The organism is Pseudomonas sp. GNP014, from assembly GCF_054344005.1.
On sequence record NZ_JBTGUS010000001.1, the window covers coordinates 2,580,096 to 2,594,492 of the forward strand.

General features: G+C 61.2%; 17 protein-coding genes. All 17 read left to right on the plus strand.

The genetic code is table 11. The features are described from left to right. Positions 1–41: 41 nt before the first annotated feature. Positions 42–623, plus strand: a complete 582-nt coding sequence (locus tag ACXX9E_RS11480) for a phage tail assembly protein (protein ID WP_123465144.1) — start codon at positions 42–44, stop codon at positions 621–623. A gap of 128 nt (positions 624–751) precedes the next feature. Beyond that, the gene (locus ACXX9E_RS11485; protein ID WP_458555442.1) at positions 752–2,986 is read left to right on the plus strand and encodes a phage tail tape measure protein; all 2,235 of its coding nucleotides are present in this window, start codon (positions 752–754) and stop codon (positions 2,984–2,986) included. Continuing rightward, positions 2,986–3,369, plus strand: coding sequence for a phage tail protein (locus ACXX9E_RS11490; protein ID WP_458555443.1), 384 nt, complete (start codon positions 2,986–2,988; stop codon positions 3,367–3,369). Before ACXX9E_RS11485 ends, ACXX9E_RS11490 begins: the two co-directional genes overlap by 1 nt. Beyond that, the gene (locus ACXX9E_RS11495) at positions 3,362–3,574 is read left to right on the plus strand and encodes a tail protein X (protein ID WP_128614956.1); all 213 of its coding nucleotides are present in this window, start codon (positions 3,362–3,364) and stop codon (positions 3,572–3,574) included. The genes ACXX9E_RS11490 and ACXX9E_RS11495 overlap by 8 nt, the downstream gene beginning before the upstream one ends. Before the next feature lie 9 nt (positions 3,575–3,583). Beyond that, positions 3,584–4,612 (plus strand): hypothetical protein, encoded by a 1,029-nt coding sequence (locus ACXX9E_RS11500; protein WP_422495992.1) that lies wholly within the window; start codon positions 3,584–3,586, stop codon positions 4,610–4,612. Between the two features lie 148 nt (positions 4,613–4,760). Further along, entirely contained in the window at positions 4,761–5,345 is a 585-nt protein-coding gene (locus tag ACXX9E_RS11505) for a phage tail terminator protein (protein WP_458555444.1), read from the plus strand. Next, on the plus strand, positions 5,342–5,524 hold the full coding sequence (locus ACXX9E_RS11510) for a DUF2635 domain-containing protein (protein ID WP_123465154.1): 183 nt from the start codon (positions 5,342–5,344) through the stop codon (positions 5,522–5,524). Before ACXX9E_RS11505 ends, ACXX9E_RS11510 begins: the two co-directional genes overlap by 4 nt. Further along, positions 5,524–7,020, plus strand: a complete 1,497-nt coding sequence (locus ACXX9E_RS11515) for a phage tail sheath subtilisin-like domain-containing protein (protein ID WP_336347026.1) — start codon at positions 5,524–5,526, stop codon at positions 7,018–7,020. The genes ACXX9E_RS11510 and ACXX9E_RS11515 overlap by 1 nt, the downstream gene beginning before the upstream one ends. Before the next feature lie 67 nt (positions 7,021–7,087). After that, the gene (locus ACXX9E_RS11520; RefSeq protein WP_007908779.1) at positions 7,088–7,435 is read left to right on the plus strand and encodes a phage tail tube protein; all 348 of its coding nucleotides are present in this window, start codon (positions 7,088–7,090) and stop codon (positions 7,433–7,435) included. Continuing rightward, positions 7,432–7,728, plus strand: coding sequence for a phage tail assembly protein (locus ACXX9E_RS11525; protein ID WP_007908778.1), 297 nt, complete (start codon positions 7,432–7,434; stop codon positions 7,726–7,728). Before ACXX9E_RS11520 ends, ACXX9E_RS11525 begins: the two co-directional genes overlap by 4 nt. 130 nt (positions 7,729–7,858) lie before the next feature. Continuing rightward, positions 7,859–9,439 carry a phage tail tape measure protein gene (locus tag ACXX9E_RS11530; protein WP_458555445.1) on the plus strand — a complete coding sequence of 527 codons (1,581 nt, stop codon included), beginning with the start codon at positions 7,859–7,861 and terminating at the stop codon, positions 9,437–9,439. Next, positions 9,426–10,664, plus strand: coding sequence for a DNA circularization protein (locus tag ACXX9E_RS11535; protein WP_123465160.1), 1,239 nt, complete (start codon positions 9,426–9,428; stop codon positions 10,662–10,664). Before ACXX9E_RS11530 ends, ACXX9E_RS11535 begins: the two co-directional genes overlap by 14 nt. 3 nt (positions 10,665–10,667) lie before the next feature. Next, complete coding sequence (locus ACXX9E_RS11540) at positions 10,668–11,711, plus strand: phage baseplate assembly protein (RefSeq protein ID WP_186745193.1); 1,044 nt, start codon at positions 10,668–10,670, stop codon at positions 11,709–11,711. Positions 11,712–11,869: 158 nt separating this feature from the next. Continuing rightward, a complete protein-coding gene (locus tag ACXX9E_RS11545; RefSeq protein WP_123465164.1) occupies positions 11,870–12,379 on the plus strand; it encodes a phage baseplate assembly protein V in 510 nt (169 codons plus the stop codon). After that, the gene (locus ACXX9E_RS11550; protein ID WP_123465166.1) at positions 12,379–12,777 is read left to right on the plus strand and encodes a phage GP46 family protein; all 399 of its coding nucleotides are present in this window, start codon (positions 12,379–12,381) and stop codon (positions 12,775–12,777) included. The genes ACXX9E_RS11545 and ACXX9E_RS11550 overlap by 1 nt, the downstream gene beginning before the upstream one ends. After that, positions 12,767–13,810 carry a baseplate J/gp47 family protein gene (locus ACXX9E_RS11555; protein ID WP_458555446.1) on the plus strand — a complete coding sequence of 348 codons (1,044 nt, stop codon included), beginning with the start codon at positions 12,767–12,769 and terminating at the stop codon, positions 13,808–13,810. The genes ACXX9E_RS11550 and ACXX9E_RS11555 overlap by 11 nt, the downstream gene beginning before the upstream one ends. After that, complete coding sequence (locus tag ACXX9E_RS11560; protein WP_322373823.1) at positions 13,798–14,397, plus strand: YmfQ family protein; 600 nt, start codon at positions 13,798–13,800, stop codon at positions 14,395–14,397. Before ACXX9E_RS11555 ends, ACXX9E_RS11560 begins: the two co-directional genes overlap by 13 nt.

Sequence of the window (14,397 nt, forward strand, 5' to 3'; positions counted from 1 at the left end):
CTCCCACAGTGGATCTTTACGAATCACCAAGGAATTCATACATGTCGTGGATGCCACCCCAGCATGACCTGCTGTCGCCGATCACCGGCGATGACGGCGCGCAGATCGAGCAGATCCAGCTCAAGCCACTGTTCTACGCCGCACAAAAAGAAGCACTGGAACGCGCCGGCGATGATGAAGACGATCAGTTCTTCGAACTGGCGCTGCTCGCCACTGGCCTGTCGGTCAAGGAACTCGATCAGCTCAAACGCCCGGATTACGTGAGCATTGCCCAATACGTGCACGAGATGTCGACCCGTCCGGCGTCGTACTTTCTGGAGCAGATCGAGGACGCGGAAAAGTCCGCCGATCCTGACCAGGTGCAACTGCTGCAACCGCTTGCCGTGACCGGCCGCACCGTGACCTCGCTGTCGCTGGAAATGCCCGCACTGCGCGCCACCAAAGTGATGAAAAAACTGAAAACGGCCAAGGAACGCGCCGAGTTCATCACCGCCCACTGCACCGGTCTGATGATCCCCGATCTGGCCCACTTGAGCGTCCCTGACTGGACGCAATTGCAGGTGCGCATCGACGATTTTTTAAACCAGCCGGCGGCCTACTTTCGGAACGCGACATCGAAGTAATCCTCGATATCGTCCCGCTCATTTACCCGGTAAGTGAAGCGGAGATTCTGGAATGGGACGCCGAAAAGGCGTTGCGCCGCTACGACATAGCGATCACTCGCCTTGGCGTGAAACAGGAGTAGAGCGGCATGGCAGAAAACAAATATGCGCTCACATACGCCGGTGAGAGCGGCAACACCACGGGCGGATTGGCGCTGCTCGATAACTTCGGCAAACCGCTGCGGGATTTGAACCTGACATTGGCACTGGCAAGTAATGCTATTCGTTTGCTGACTCAGGAGCAGATCAAGCTGCGGGAGCTGCTGGTCAGCCAGCAGTCGTTGTTCAAGGTCGTGGCGGCGGCCCCGGCTGCCAATAGTGAGCCGAAGTCAAAACTCAAGGCGGAAATCGAGCAGAGCCCGCCACCGAAAAGCCTGCAATCGTCGATGGCTAGCGAGACCGCACTGGTTGAGCTCAATCAGTTGATCGGACTCAACAAAGACCAGCTTCAAGCACACTCAGAGCAAACCCTCGAACTGGCAACTCAGCGGCCGATCGCGGCCAGTGGCGCGACCGGTGCGGATCTTCTGCAAGTGCAGCAGGTCGGGGCGCGATCCGGTATTGCCGACGGCGCCAAGGGGGATCAGCGGGCTACAGAGCTAAGGGCCTATTCCGGCGATGCAGCGATCAATGCCACGGCCTTCCGCATGGATGTCAAGGCCGCGGGGGAAATGCTCGCGGTCTGGCGTTCCTCCTTGAAACTGGATCGATACCAAGGCCAGGATCTGGCCGACGCGATCAGTTATCTGGGGAGCAGCGGTCTGGATGCCAAGGCCGCCGATATTGGTTCGGTCGTTCAGCGTTCGGGCGAGAGTGCTGTTGCATCGGGAATGACCCCGGAACAGGTGGCAGCGTTCGCCACTGCGCTGTTGAACAGTGGGGCGGACAAGGACGGTGCCAGTGCGGCATTGAAAAGCTTTGCTTCGGTCTTCGGCAAAGGAAACGCTGCGTCAACCGAACAGCGTTCGGCGATGACCCGGTTGCAACTGGACCCCGAATCGTTGCGTGAGAAGATGCGCACGGATGCGCCAGGTGCGATTGATTCGGTGCTCGTGGCACTCAACCAACAATCCGGGCCCGAACGCGCAGCCACGGCGAAGACGCTGTTTGGCGAAAGTGGCGCAAGCATTCTTGAGTTGTTGAAGAAGCCCGACGACGTCAAGACAGCCTTCACGCGAGTGTCCGACAAGCACAATTATGCAACCTCGGAACTGGGTTCCGGCGGTGGTGCCGCGACGAAAACTGCCGAGGCGTTTGGTGATACTTCGCAAGGGCGCTGGAATGCGCTGGATGCGAGTCTCAATCGGCTAACCACGGCGTTTGGTACCGCACTGGCACCGCTCACGGATGCTCTCGCGGTCGGGCTGACGGCGGTGGTCAATGTCGCGAGTACAGCAGCAGAGGCATTCCCGGCCCTCACCGCCGGACTAGTTGTGCTGGGAGCGGTCACCCTGCCCTTTGTCACGGCTGCGCTCAAGAGTGGCGCGGCGGCTGTGATTGGTGCGGTTACGACAAAACTGTTGCGTCTGGCGTCTACCCGATTGCCACCTGAAATCGGTGATGTGATTGGCGGGGATGAGGACGCTGATCGCCCTCGCAAAAAGAAAAAATCCAGTCGCTCGCCTGCTCGACAGAATCCTGCCAAGGCACCTTCGCGCTCCGTTGGCGGCAGTCGTTTGCGAGGCGTTACGGCACGAGTCCTGCCCTTAATCGACAATGCCAAGATCGGACTCGAGATGTGGGCAGATAAAATTGGCAGCTGGACACCGCGCTCAATCGAGAAAATGGCTGCCCGACAGGTGCCAGCGGTCCAGCGCTTGGGCGCCAGTTTGATGCCCCGGCTTGCCCAGGCAATGCCGGCGTTGAAACTGGGTGCGCCGCTGGCCCTTGCCCATGCCGCTTACACGGGTTTGAAGGGGTGGCGTGAAGGTGATGATCAGGCCGTCAAAGGCGCCGCGGGCGAGTTGGCCGGCACTGCCATTGGCGCCGCGATCGGTACGTTCATTGCGCCAGGCATTGGCACATATATCGGCGGGGCGGTCGGCTCCTATCTTGGGCAGAAATGGGGAGAAACTGCCGAGGACAAGCTCGCGCCTCCTGCGCAAGTGGCCAAGGAACTGAGCAGCGCTCAGACGCAGAATCCGCAATACACCTATGCACCAGTCGTGCAGATCAGCGGCAGCGATGCACTCAACTCCGAGAAAATCGGCGCTGTGGTTGCGCAAGTCATACGAAACCATTTCGACACCGGGTACATGCCTGCTATCGGCACCAACCCCCTCGCTACCCGCCGTGACGCTGCCCTCAGCGATGGAGTCGCCTGATGAAACAACAAATGGCTCTAGGCAGTTTTATCTTCGGCCTGTCGCGCAAGTTCGCCTACAGCACGCTGGCGCGAAAATCCGATGGCGGATGGACGGACCTGCCGATCCTGACCAGCAAACCCAAGTCCAGCCAGACCGGGCAAAAACTGGAAACCCTGACCATCACCGGTACTTCCATGTACGCCGTGGCCATGGATCGGCTCGACGAACTGCGAGCGCTGCAAACCTCGCGTGTACCGCTGCCGTTGATTGACGGTATCGGTCGTAATTGGGGTTTGTGGCGAATCAACAGCGTCCAGGAAAACCAAAGCGAAGTCATCGACGATGGCACCGCAATGGTCATCAAGTGGGTGATCGAATTAGCGGAGTTCAACAATGCGTAAGGTTCGAAGCGTGGCCGGTGATTCGGTGAATCTGTTGCTCTACCGCGAAACCGGGCGCAGTGATGACGCTGCCGAAGAAGCCCTGTGGAAACTCAATCCGACCCTGGCTGAACACGGGCCGATTCTGCCTGCAGGTGTCTGGGTCGTGCTGCCGGAACTCGATTCGAAACCGGCCACGATCAAACCGTTCACAGCCTGGGATTAAGGAGGTTGCATGGCACTGGGTTTTACGCCGGTCGTCAAGATTTACGGCGCAAACGAGGATCTGCTCAATCAACGCCTGATCAGTTGGGAGCACGTCGATGCTGCCGGTTTCGAATCCGATCAGCTGACATTGACGATTGATCTCGAAGGCCTCGAAGGGCTGCCAGACCTGGGAGGGAAAATCGGCCTTGAGGTCGGTTATCTGGAGTCGGGAATGGTCGACAAGGGCCAGTTCAAAGTGACGCGCCTGACGCCGACGCTGTTCCCGTTTCGCCTGACCCTGGTGGCCACGGCGGCACCGTTCAGCAAGGATGATGAAACGGGCTTCAAGCAACGCCGAACGGCTAGCCATGGCCCGACCACATTGGGTGCGCTGTTTCACGAACTGGTATCGCCCCATGGCTTTTCACCACGCGTCGCGCCGGAGGTAGCGATGATCAGGATCGAGCACGTCGACCAGTCCAACGAAACCGATATGAGCTTTCTGACGCGCCTGGCGAAAAAGTACAACGCGGTGACCAAACCGTACGACGATATGTATGTATTGGCCCATCCCGGCCAGACCAAATCGATATCGGGCCAGAAGCTCGCGGACGTGACCCTTTCGGTCACCCACAACAATCGTCCCGGCGATCACGCGTTTATCAGCGCCACGCTGGAGGAGTCCGCTCGCGAGCAGACCAAGGGCTGCAAGACGTGTTTTTGGGACGGTGCTGCGGGCGTGTTGCGCTGGGTCGAAACGGGGCTTGCGCCGTTCAAGACCCTGCGCCAGAAACAGCCCAGCGAAGCCGATGCCATCGCCGTCGGTGAAGGCGAGGTGCGCAAGATGCTGCGCCAGAAGTACAAAGTGAAGATCACCTGCCCCGGCGACCCACGACTGGCGGCGGAGGGCCTGGTGCTGCTCGATGACACCTGGCCGGACTTCATGCGCGGACGCTGGTCGATCGACAAGGTCACCGCCAGTGGCAATCGCGAGAACAGCTATCGCTGCGTGATCGATGCCAGCGGCCTCGATCCAAACGCCGCCGCCAAAGACTGATTTAGCCGCGACACGAATCCCTGGTAGGGGTGAGCCGGCTCGCGATCGCGGTGCCACAGTCAAAATCAATCTGTCTGACCCACCGCAATCGCGAGCAGGCTCACTCCTACAGGGGCCTGTGGTCATTTTCATAATCTGGAACACCCTCATGAAGATCACCCCGATCCTCACGCAGTTGCGTGCGCAATGCCCAAGCCTTGCCAACCACATTGCCGTCGGTGTCGATCTGGCCTTGCTGCAAGGCAACGCCGATCTGCCAACACCTTCGGCCCACGTGCTGCCAATCGCCGATGTGGCCAGCAACAGCACCGCGCAAAACCTCATCGCCCAGCCAATCCGCGACCGCTTCGAAATCGTCCTCGCGCTTGACGCAACCGACGCTACAAAAGCGCTGGATCTGTTGCATGACCTGCGCGCCGAGCTGTGGCGCGCACTGGTCGGGTTCAAGCCGGGCGACGGCTACGGCGCCATCGTCTATGACGGCGGCGAAATGGTCTCGATCAACAGCAGTCGCGGGTTCTACCGGCTGCGCTTTTTTGCCGAGTTCCAGCTCGGCCGCAATCTGCCGAGTCAGCCTGCGGAGAGTTGGCACGAACGCGAACTGGACGGTTTGTCGTCCTTTACCGGGGCCACGGTTCGGGTCGATGCGATCGACCCGGCCGACCCCAACCTGAAACGCCCGGGCCCCGATGGGCGCGTGGAACTGACTTTCTCTGGAGACGTAACCCCATGAGCAAACGCATCACTGTGCTGCCGGTCATTGGCCGTGCCGTACCTGACCCGGAGGCGGGCGATCTGCTCCCGCTCGAGGGCCGTGAAGTGCTGGACAGCGCCTGGTGGCGCCGGCGTCTGGCCGACGGCGACATCACACTCAAAACCGCAAAAGCGGCTAAACCACAGGGAGCCAAATAATGGCGATCGGATTCAGCAACATCCCCGCGGACATTCGTGTACCGCTGTTCTACGCCGAGATGGACAACTCGGCCGCCAATACCGCGAGCTCGAGCATGCGTCGTTTGATCGTGGCTCAGGTCAACGACAATATCGCGCCGGCCGATGCCGGCAAACTGGTGCTGGTTTCCAGCGTGGCGCTGGCCAAAAGCATCGGTGGACAGGGCTCGATGCTCGCCTCGATGTACGAGACCTTCCGCAAGTCCGATCCGGTCGGTGAAATCTGGTGCCTGCCGCTGCACAACAGCGAAGGCAGCATCGCCAAAGGCGTACTGACCCTGACCGGTGCCGCTACGCAGGCGGGGGTGCTCAATCTGTACGTCGGCGGCGTGCGCGTTCAGAGTAGCGTCGTCACCGGCGCGACTGCCGCACAGGCCGCCACAGCGCTGGCGCTCAAAGTCAATGCCACGGCGGATTTGCCAGTGAGTGCCGTGGCCGCCGAAGGCGTGGTGACCCTGAGCGCCAAATGGACCGGCGATAGCGGTAACGACATCAGCCTGCAATTCAACCGTCTGGGCAAGAGCAACGGCGAAGAAACGCCGGCGGGTCTGGTCACGGCCATTACCCCGATGACCGGTGGCGCTGGCGTGCCGGATCAAATCGCTGCTGTGGCAGCACTGGGCGACGAGCCGTTCGAGTTCATCGCACTGCCGTGGTCCGATCTGTCGACCCTCAACACCTGGCAAGCGGTCATGGATGACAGCACCGGTCGCTGGTCCTGGGCCAAGCAATTGTTCGGTCACGTCTACAGCGCCAAACGCGGCACTGTGGGGACCCTGGTCGCTGCAGGCCAGGCACGCAACGATCAGCACATGACCATTCAGGCGCTGGAGCCGGGCGTGCCGCAACCGGTCTGGGTACAGGCCGCCGCACTGGCTGCCCGCACCGCGGTGTTCATCTCTGCCGACGCCAGCCGTCCGACGCAAAGCGGCAGCCTGCCGGGCGTTGATCCGGCGCCGGCCAGCGAGCGTTTCACCCTGACCGAGCGTCAGTCGCTGCTCAACTACGGCATCGCCACGGCCTACTACGAAGGCGGTTACGTGCGCATCCAGCGCTCGATCACCACCTACCAGAAGAACGCTTACGGCCAGGCCGACAACTCCTACCTGGACAGCGAAACCATGCACCAGTCGGCGTTCATCGTGCGTCGTCTGCAGAGCGTGATCACCAGCAAATACGGTCGCCACAAGCTGGCCTCCGACGGCACCCGTTTCGGTGCCGGCCAGCCGATCGTGACGCCTGCGACCATTCGCGGCGAGCTGATCGCCCAGTACGCCAAGCTGGAACTGGAAGGCCACGTGGAGAACGCTGAGCTGTTCGCCGAGCACCTGATCGTCGAGCGCGACGTGCAGGATCCGAGCCGCGTGAACGTGCTGTTCCCACCGGACTACATCAACGGTCTGCGCGTGTTCGCACTGCTCAACCAATTCCGTCTGCAGTACGACGCCGCCGCTTAAAAACAGCGTCTGAACGTGCGATTTCAGCCCACCTCGCGTGGGCTTTTTTATTGAAGGGAGTAACACCATGGGTCAACTGATTGCAGGCACCTGCTACGTCAAAGTCGACGGCGCACAACTGACCATCAACGGCGGCTGCGAAGCCCCGCTGATGGCGGTCAAACGCGAAACCGTCGTACCCGGCTTCTACAAGGAAACCGACATTGCGCCGTCGTTCAAAGTGACCGCGCTGCACACCGCCGACTTCCCGCTGAAGAAGCTGATCGAAGGCACCGACATCACCGTCACCTGCGAATTCAGCAACGGCAAAGTCTACGTACTGGCCGGCGCCTACCTGGTCGAAGAGCCGGTTTCCAAGGGCGATGACGCCACCATCGAACTGAAATTCGAAGGCATCAAGGGGACTTGGCAATGAGCGGCGCCGTGAAGCTTCAGGTTGCGATCGAAGCTCACGGCGAGCCCCTGACCGAACTCGTCCTGCGCCGTCCGACGGTGCAGGAAGTACGAGCGATCAAGGCGCTGCCGTACAAGATCGACAAGAGCGAAGAAGTCAGCCTCGACATGGATGTGGCGGCCAAGTACATCGCCGTGTGCGCCGGCATTCCGCCGTCGTCGGTCAACCAGCTCGATCTGGCTGACCTCAACGCGCTGAGCTGGGCCGTCGCGAGTTTTTTCATGAGTGCGGCGTCGGCGCCATCACCGACCTGATCGCCGTCGCCTATGACCTGGCCTGGTTCTGGAAGGTTGACCCCGAACAGATGATGGCCAGGCCACTGGATGTGCTCCGCGAATCGCTGGAGCACGCGCAACGGATCAATGCGATGCAGCAGGTGCAGTGATGGCAGACGAAGACAAGAAAGTGAAAACGCCGGTGCTGATCACGGGCATTGATGAGCTGTCGCCCAAACTCGGCGCGCTCCGGGCCAGGGTCGAGAGTTTCAAGAAAAACCTCGAACAGACCGGCCTCGGCAAGCTGGATATCAGCGGGCTGTTCAAGGGCGGCAGCGTGATCACGCCGTTCGTGGACGGCATCAAATCGGCGGCAGCCTTTCAAGGCAAATTGACCGAGGTCAGCGAGACGGCGAAAACCGTCGACCTGCCCGCCGCGCCGAAAGTCGCTGCGCAGAACATGAACGTGTTCAGTGCGTCGATGGAAAAGGTGTCCACGGCAGTGAATGCCGCGCTGGTGCCAGCGGTGGGGGCGGTGGTGGTCGGGCTGGAACCGTTGATGACCGGGGTGGGCAACTTGCTCAATGACAACCCTGAACTGGTGCAAGGGCTGGCGGCAGGCGCGATTGCCTTCTCGGCGATGCAAACCGCCGTGACCGGTGCGACCCAGGTGCTCGACGTGATGAGCCTGGTGATGAAAGCCAATCCGGTCATGCTGATCGCTACCGGTATTGCCCTGGCGGCCGGTCTGATCGTGGCTTACTGGAAACCGCTCTCGACGCTTTTCATCGGGCTCTGGCAGACCATCGCGCCGGTGGTGGTGCCGATGGCCGAGTTCTTCAGAACGATGTTCAGCTACACGCCGTTGGGGCTTTTGATCAGCAACTGGGGGCCGGTCATGGCGTTTTTCTCGGCGTTGTGGGACGGCCTCAAAGCGATTGCGGCGCCGGTGATCGAGTTCTACAAGACCGTGTTCAACTATTCGCCACAAGGGCTGATTCTGAACAACTGGGGACCGATCGTCAGTCTGTTCTCTTCGATCTGGGATTTGCTCAGGGCGGTGTCGGTCCCCGTGCAGGCGTTTCTCAAGAGCTTCTTCGACTGGTCGCCGCTTGAAGTGATTCAGGCAATCTGGGGCGGTGTGGTCAGCGTGTTCACGGCGATCTGGGATTACATCAAGCTGCCGTTCCTCGCGACCTACGCGATTATTCGTGAGCAACTGGGCTGGTCGCCGCTGGAAAAGATCATCGAGAACTGGGCCCCCGTCACGGCCTGGATTGAAAAGTGGGCGCAGAAGTTTCAGGACGCCATCGCCCCGATCAAGGCGTTTTTCAACGGTGGTTTCGGTGAACTGATTGCCGACGCCAAGGCCCGGGTGGATGTTTTCACTCAGGCTCAGCTGAAAACCAATGCCGAAGGCAAAGGCGAGCTGGCGCCGGTGTTTTTCAAGGGCAACAGCGAATCGCCCTCGATCGAGTTGTCGCCTTCGGGCAGCCTGCCGGCCGCAGTGCCGGTGCCAGAGAAGCCGGTGTTGCAGGGCGGCTCACTGGTGCAAACCTCAAACACCCTGATCCAGCAAAGCGCCGCCAACAACCGGGCGCAACTCGAAGGCGGCCTGACCGTGCGCTTCGAAAATGCACCGGTCGGGCTGCGCACCGATCAACCGCACACCAATCAACCGGGCCTGGCGCTGTCGTCGCGCATCGGTTATCGCTCGCTGTCCGTGGGAGGTTCCAATGAACTGGCGTGACCGTTTGTTGCCGGCATCCTTTCGCGGTGTCGGGTTCTGGATCGATCAGGCGAAAACCCCGGTCGGTCGCAAAGGTCAGTTGCACGAATATCCGCAACGCGACCTGCCGTTTTTCGAGGATCTCGGCCAGCAGGCCAAGACCCACGATCTGACGGCCTTCATCGTCGGCGCCGATTGCCTGGAGCAGCGCGACAAGCTGCTCAAGGCGCTGGAGCAGGGCAGCGGCGAGCTGGTGCACCCGTGGCTGGGGCGCCTGCAGGTCAAGGTCGGCGAATGCGACATGACCCACACCCGCCAGGACGGTGGGCTGGTCACGTTCACGCTGAAGTTCTATCCCGACCAGCCGTTGCCGTTTCCGACCGCAAGCGTCAGCACCCAGAAAGTCCTGTTGGCCAAGGCCGACACGCTGTTGGGTTCGGCGGTGGCGCGCTTCGAACAGGCGATGACGCTGATCAAGGCAGCGCGGATCGGCATTGCCAATCTGCGTAACAGCCTGACCGGGGTCTACGAGGTGATCAAGGAACAGCTCCAGCCACTGATCGACCAGTACAAAGAGATCACTGAACTGGTCAAGGCGGTCAAGGAGCTGCCCAAGGAAGTGGCGGCAGAGTTCAAGGGCCTGCTCGGCGATATCAAGGAACTGAAAGCGTTCGCCAGGGAAGGCTACCGTGGCGTGATTGCCGACGTGTCGCAACAACTCGAAGCGATCCGCAAGGCCGATGCGCCGAAGCTCACCACCGGCAAGGACACCACGGCAGCGGCGCAAGCCATGGCCGATCTGGTGCAGGACACGATGTTGGTCAAGGTGGCGCAATGGGTAGCTTCCATGCCCGTGGCGTCGACACCGGTGAAGCTGTCATCGACACCGTCTCTGGATCATCAGTCCAGGCAGCCGGTCAGCCGTCAGGAAGTACCGGTCACGGACGACATGCAGGCGTTGCGTGATGCGGTGGCAGTGGCGCTCGATCCGATGCTGGACAAGGCCGGGCCAGCGCATTTTCAAGCGATCAATGACGTGAAGGATGCCTTGAATGCGCACCTCAAGGCTGTCGCCTCGTCTGGTGTGCGACTGGTCAGCAAATCCTTCCAGGAAAGCCTGCCGGCGTTGGTGGTGGCTTACAAACAATTCACCGACGCCACGCGTGTCACTGAAGTGATCCAGCGCAATGCGGCTGCCCATCCCGGGTTCCTGTCGCCCAATGACGTGAAAGTCTCCAGGGAGTGAGCCATGAGCGAGATGGATAATCGCGTCACGCTGACCGTAGGCGATATGGAATACGGCGGCTGGAAAAGTGTTGAAATCACCGCCGATCTCGAGCGCCAGTTTCGTACGTTCAAACTCGATATCACCTGGCAATGGCCGGGCCAGACCGTGGATCAGCGCATCGCCGCCGGCGATGCCTGCGAGGTGCGCATCGGCAAGGATCTGGTCTTGACCGGGTATGTGTTCAAGGCGCCGATCCGCTATGACGGGCGGCAGATCAGTCTGAGCATCGAAGGCAGTTCCTGTACCCAGGATCTGGTGGATTGCGCCGCGATCAATCGCCCGAACCAATGGAAAAACCAGCCGATGCTGAGCATCGTCGAAGCGCTGGCGTCTTCCTATAAGGTCAATGTGGTCAGCGAGATTGCGGAGACGGCGCGACTCGGCAGCTACACCATCGTCCCGGGCGAGACGGTGTTTCAATCCATCGACCGTTTGCTCTCGTTGTTTCGGGTGTTCTCCACCGATGACGCGCAAGGCCGGCTGTTGTTGGCCCGGCCTGGCAGCAGTGGCCGGGCCAGTGATGTACTGGAACTGGGCAAGAACATTTTGTCGGCCAGTGCAGCGATGGATTACAGCCAGGTGTTTTCCGAATATCGGGTGATTGGCCAACAAAAAGGCAACGATCAGAAGAGCGGGGCGGCGGTCAGCGAGATCGAGTCGATTGCTACCGATCTGGGGTACAAGCGCCGACGCGTGACGGTGATCAACGAAGGCCTGCAGATCAATCCTGACCTGTCGTTGCAACGTGCCCTCTGGGAAAGCGCCACCCGTGTCGGGCGAGCCCAGACCACGACTTATCAGGTGCAGGGCTGGCGCCAGTCCAATGGTGATTTATGGCGCCACAACACCCTGGTCCGGGTCAAGGATCCGGTACTGGGGTTTGACGGCGACATGCTGATTTCCAAAGTGACGTATTCGCTGTCGGCACAAGGTTCGGTGACCACGCTGCAAGTGGCGCCACCGCATACGTTCGATCCTGATCCAACCCCACCGAAACAGGCTTGAGCCTGAACTGTTGTAAACGCCGTTGGACCCTGTGGGATCGGGCTTGCCCGCGAAAGCGACGGTCGCCGCAACACATCTTTGCCTGACTCACCGCCAACGCGGGCAAGCCCGCTCCCACTGGGTTTGTCTGCGCCTGGCCGAGCCTTGAGGACAACATCATGAGCCTACTGACACGCCTGCTGGCGCGCGGCACCGTCGTGCTCGCCAACTCGGCATCCAAGCTGCAATCGCTGCAAATGCGCCTCACCGCCGGTGAACTGAACGACGACGTCGAGCACTTCGAACCGTACGGGTTCACCAGTCGTCCATTGGCGGGTGCCGAAGGTGTCGTCACTTTTCTTGGCGGCGACCGTTCCCATGCCATCGCGCTGGTCATCGCCGATCGGCGTTATCGCCTGCAAGCACTGGCGGCCGGCGAAGTGGCGATCTACACCGACGAGGGCGACAAAATTCACTTCAAGCGCGGGCGGATCATCGACATCGAAACCGCCACGCTGAACATCCGCGCCACGACCGCTGTGAACGTCGATACGCCGGTGATCAACCAGACCGGCAAGATCGTCTCCACCGGCGACCAGCTCGCCGGTGGCATCAGCCAGATCAAACATGTGCACGTCGACGTGCAGCCCGGCAGCGGCAAGACCGGTGCGCCGGCAGGAGGCCAGTGATGTTTGTCAGCCAGAACCTCCACGCTGCACTGACCCGTGCCGTGCTCATCAGCCTGTTCACCTGGCGCCGTGCCGCCAATGACGACGCCCTCGACGACGATGAACGCTTCGGCTGGTGGGGCGACAGTTTTCCCACCGTTGCCGATGACCGTATCGGCTCGCGGCTGTGGCTGTTGCGCCGGGTCAAGCTGAGCCGACAGACCCAGATGGACGCCGAGTTCTATGCCCGCGAAGCCCTGCAATGGCTGATCGACGACGGGCATTGCCGTGCCATCGACATCATCAGCGAACGCCTCGACGCCCAGCGCCTGAACCTGCGCACGGTCCTGACCCTGGCCGACGGCGAACGTCTGGACATCAACCCCGATAACAGTTGGCAGGTGATCTATGCCGTTTGAAACCCCTTCGCTGCCGGTGCTGATCAAACGCACCCAAAGCGACCTGGCCGGCGATTCGCTGCGCCAGTCCGATGCGCAAGTGCTGGCCCGTACCCTCGGCGGCGCGGTTTATGGTCTGTACGGATATCTCGACTGGATTGCCCAACAGATCTTGCCCGACAAGGCCGATGAATCGACGCTGGAGCGCATCGCCACTTTACGTCTGAACCAGCCGCGCAAGCCTGCACAAGCGGCCACCGGCAGCGTCAGTTTTACCGCGTCTGCCGGAGCGGTGCTGGATGTCGATACATTGCTGCAGTCCAACGATGGCCGCACCTATAAAGTCACCACGGCGCGCACCACTGGCAATGGCCTCAACGGCACGACCATTGCCGCACTCGAGGCCGGTAGTCAGGGCAACGCCGACGCGGGCCTGGTGCTGACCCTGGTGCAACCGGTCCAGGGGATCACCAGCAACAGTTTCGTGGTGCAAGAGCCCGGCATGACGGGCGGTGTCGCCCGGGAAAGCCTTGAGTCCTTGCGTTCGCGGGTCATTCGCTCCTATCGCCTGATCCCCCACGGTGGCTCGGCGCAAGACTACGAAACGTGGGCGCTGGAATGCCCGGGCGTCAGCCGCGCCTGGTGCCGAGGCAACTTTCTCGGCCCGGGCACCGTCGGCGTTTTCATCATGCGCGACGACGATCCGCAACCCATTCCCAATGCCGAGCAATTGGCCGAGGTTCAGGCTTACATCGAACCGCTGCGTCCGGTGACGGCCGATGTCCGTGTGCTGGCGCCGGTGCAGGTGCTGGTCAATTACCGACTGCGCATCACCCCCGATACCAGTGCGGTGCGCGCGGCCATCGAGAACCAGTTGCGGGATCTGCACAACCGCGAAGCAGGTCTGGGTGAAACCCTGTTGCTCAGTCATATCGCCGAAGCCATCAGCAGTGCGACCGGTGAAACGGACCACACCCTGGTTTCGCCGGCGGCCAATGTGACCGCCGCCAACAATCAGTTGCTGACCTTTGGAGGTTGCGAATGGCTGTCTTGAGGGGTGTCGCGCAATACCGCAACCAGTTGCGCAGCCTGCTGCCCAGCGGCCCCGCCTGGGAGCTGGAACGCCTGCCGGAGCTTGATCAAGTCTTGCAAGGCATCGCCGCGGAACTGGCGCGGCTGGACGCGCGCTCGGTCGATCTGCTCAACGAAATGGACCCGGCCGGCGTCAGCGAGTTGGTGCCGGATTGGGAGCGGGTGATGAACCTGCCCGATCCGTGCCTGGGCGCCACGCCGCTCTATGACGACCGACGTTTGGCCGTGCGCCGGCGCTTGTTGGCCGTGGGCGATCAGTCGACGGCGTACTTCGTCGAGGTGGCGCGCAGTCAGGGTTATCCGGACGCGACCGTCACCGAACTGCGGGTCCCGCGGATGGGCCGCTCACGCTTCGGTAAAGCGCACTTCGGTACCTGGAAGGCGCAGTTCATGTGGATTCTCAACACCGGTGGACGCCTGTCGCTGGGGCGCCGTTATGGCGCCAGTTACTGGGGCGAACGTTTTGGCATGAACCCGGGTTCCGCCCTGGAATGCCTGATTCACCGTAGCGCACCGGCTCATACCCAGGTGTACATCAATTATGACTAA

Coding starts and splice junctions, on each gene's coding strand:
- ACXX9E_RS11525 (WP_007908778.1), top strand. CDS start 7,432: ATGAGCGGCGCCGTGAAGCTTCAGGTTGCGATCGAAGCTCACGGCGAG.
- ACXX9E_RS11520 (WP_007908779.1), top strand. CDS start 7,088: ATGGGTCAACTGATTGCAGGCACCTGCTACGTCAAAGTCGACGGCGCA.
- ACXX9E_RS11555 (WP_458555446.1), top strand. CDS start 12,767: ATGCCGTTTGAAACCCCTTCGCTGCCGGTGCTGATCAAACGCACCCAA.
- ACXX9E_RS11550 (WP_123465166.1), top strand. CDS start 12,379: ATGTTTGTCAGCCAGAACCTCCACGCTGCACTGACCCGTGCCGTGCTC.
- ACXX9E_RS11540 (WP_186745193.1), top strand. CDS start 10,668: ATGAGCGAGATGGATAATCGCGTCACGCTGACCGTAGGCGATATGGAA.
- ACXX9E_RS11530 (WP_458555445.1), top strand. CDS start 7,859: ATGGCAGACGAAGACAAGAAAGTGAAAACGCCGGTGCTGATCACGGGC.
- ACXX9E_RS11500 (WP_422495992.1), top strand. CDS start 3,584: ATGGCACTGGGTTTTACGCCGGTCGTCAAGATTTACGGCGCAAACGAG.
- ACXX9E_RS11485 (WP_458555442.1), top strand. CDS start 752: ATGGCAGAAAACAAATATGCGCTCACATACGCCGGTGAGAGCGGCAAC.
- ACXX9E_RS11490 (WP_458555443.1), top strand. CDS start 2,986: ATGAAACAACAAATGGCTCTAGGCAGTTTTATCTTCGGCCTGTCGCGC.
- ACXX9E_RS11510 (WP_123465154.1), top strand. CDS start 5,342: ATGAGCAAACGCATCACTGTGCTGCCGGTCATTGGCCGTGCCGTACCT.
- ACXX9E_RS11480 (WP_123465144.1), top strand. CDS start 42: ATGTCGTGGATGCCACCCCAGCATGACCTGCTGTCGCCGATCACCGGC.
- ACXX9E_RS11560 (WP_322373823.1), top strand. CDS start 13,798: ATGGCTGTCTTGAGGGGTGTCGCGCAATACCGCAACCAGTTGCGCAGC.
- ACXX9E_RS11535 (WP_123465160.1), top strand. CDS start 9,426: ATGAACTGGCGTGACCGTTTGTTGCCGGCATCCTTTCGCGGTGTCGGG.
- ACXX9E_RS11515 (WP_336347026.1), top strand. CDS start 5,524: ATGGCGATCGGATTCAGCAACATCCCCGCGGACATTCGTGTACCGCTG.
- ACXX9E_RS11505 (WP_458555444.1), top strand. CDS start 4,761: ATGAAGATCACCCCGATCCTCACGCAGTTGCGTGCGCAATGCCCAAGC.
- ACXX9E_RS11495 (WP_128614956.1), top strand. CDS start 3,362: ATGCGTAAGGTTCGAAGCGTGGCCGGTGATTCGGTGAATCTGTTGCTC.
- ACXX9E_RS11545 (WP_123465164.1), top strand. CDS start 11,870: ATGAGCCTACTGACACGCCTGCTGGCGCGCGGCACCGTCGTGCTCGCC.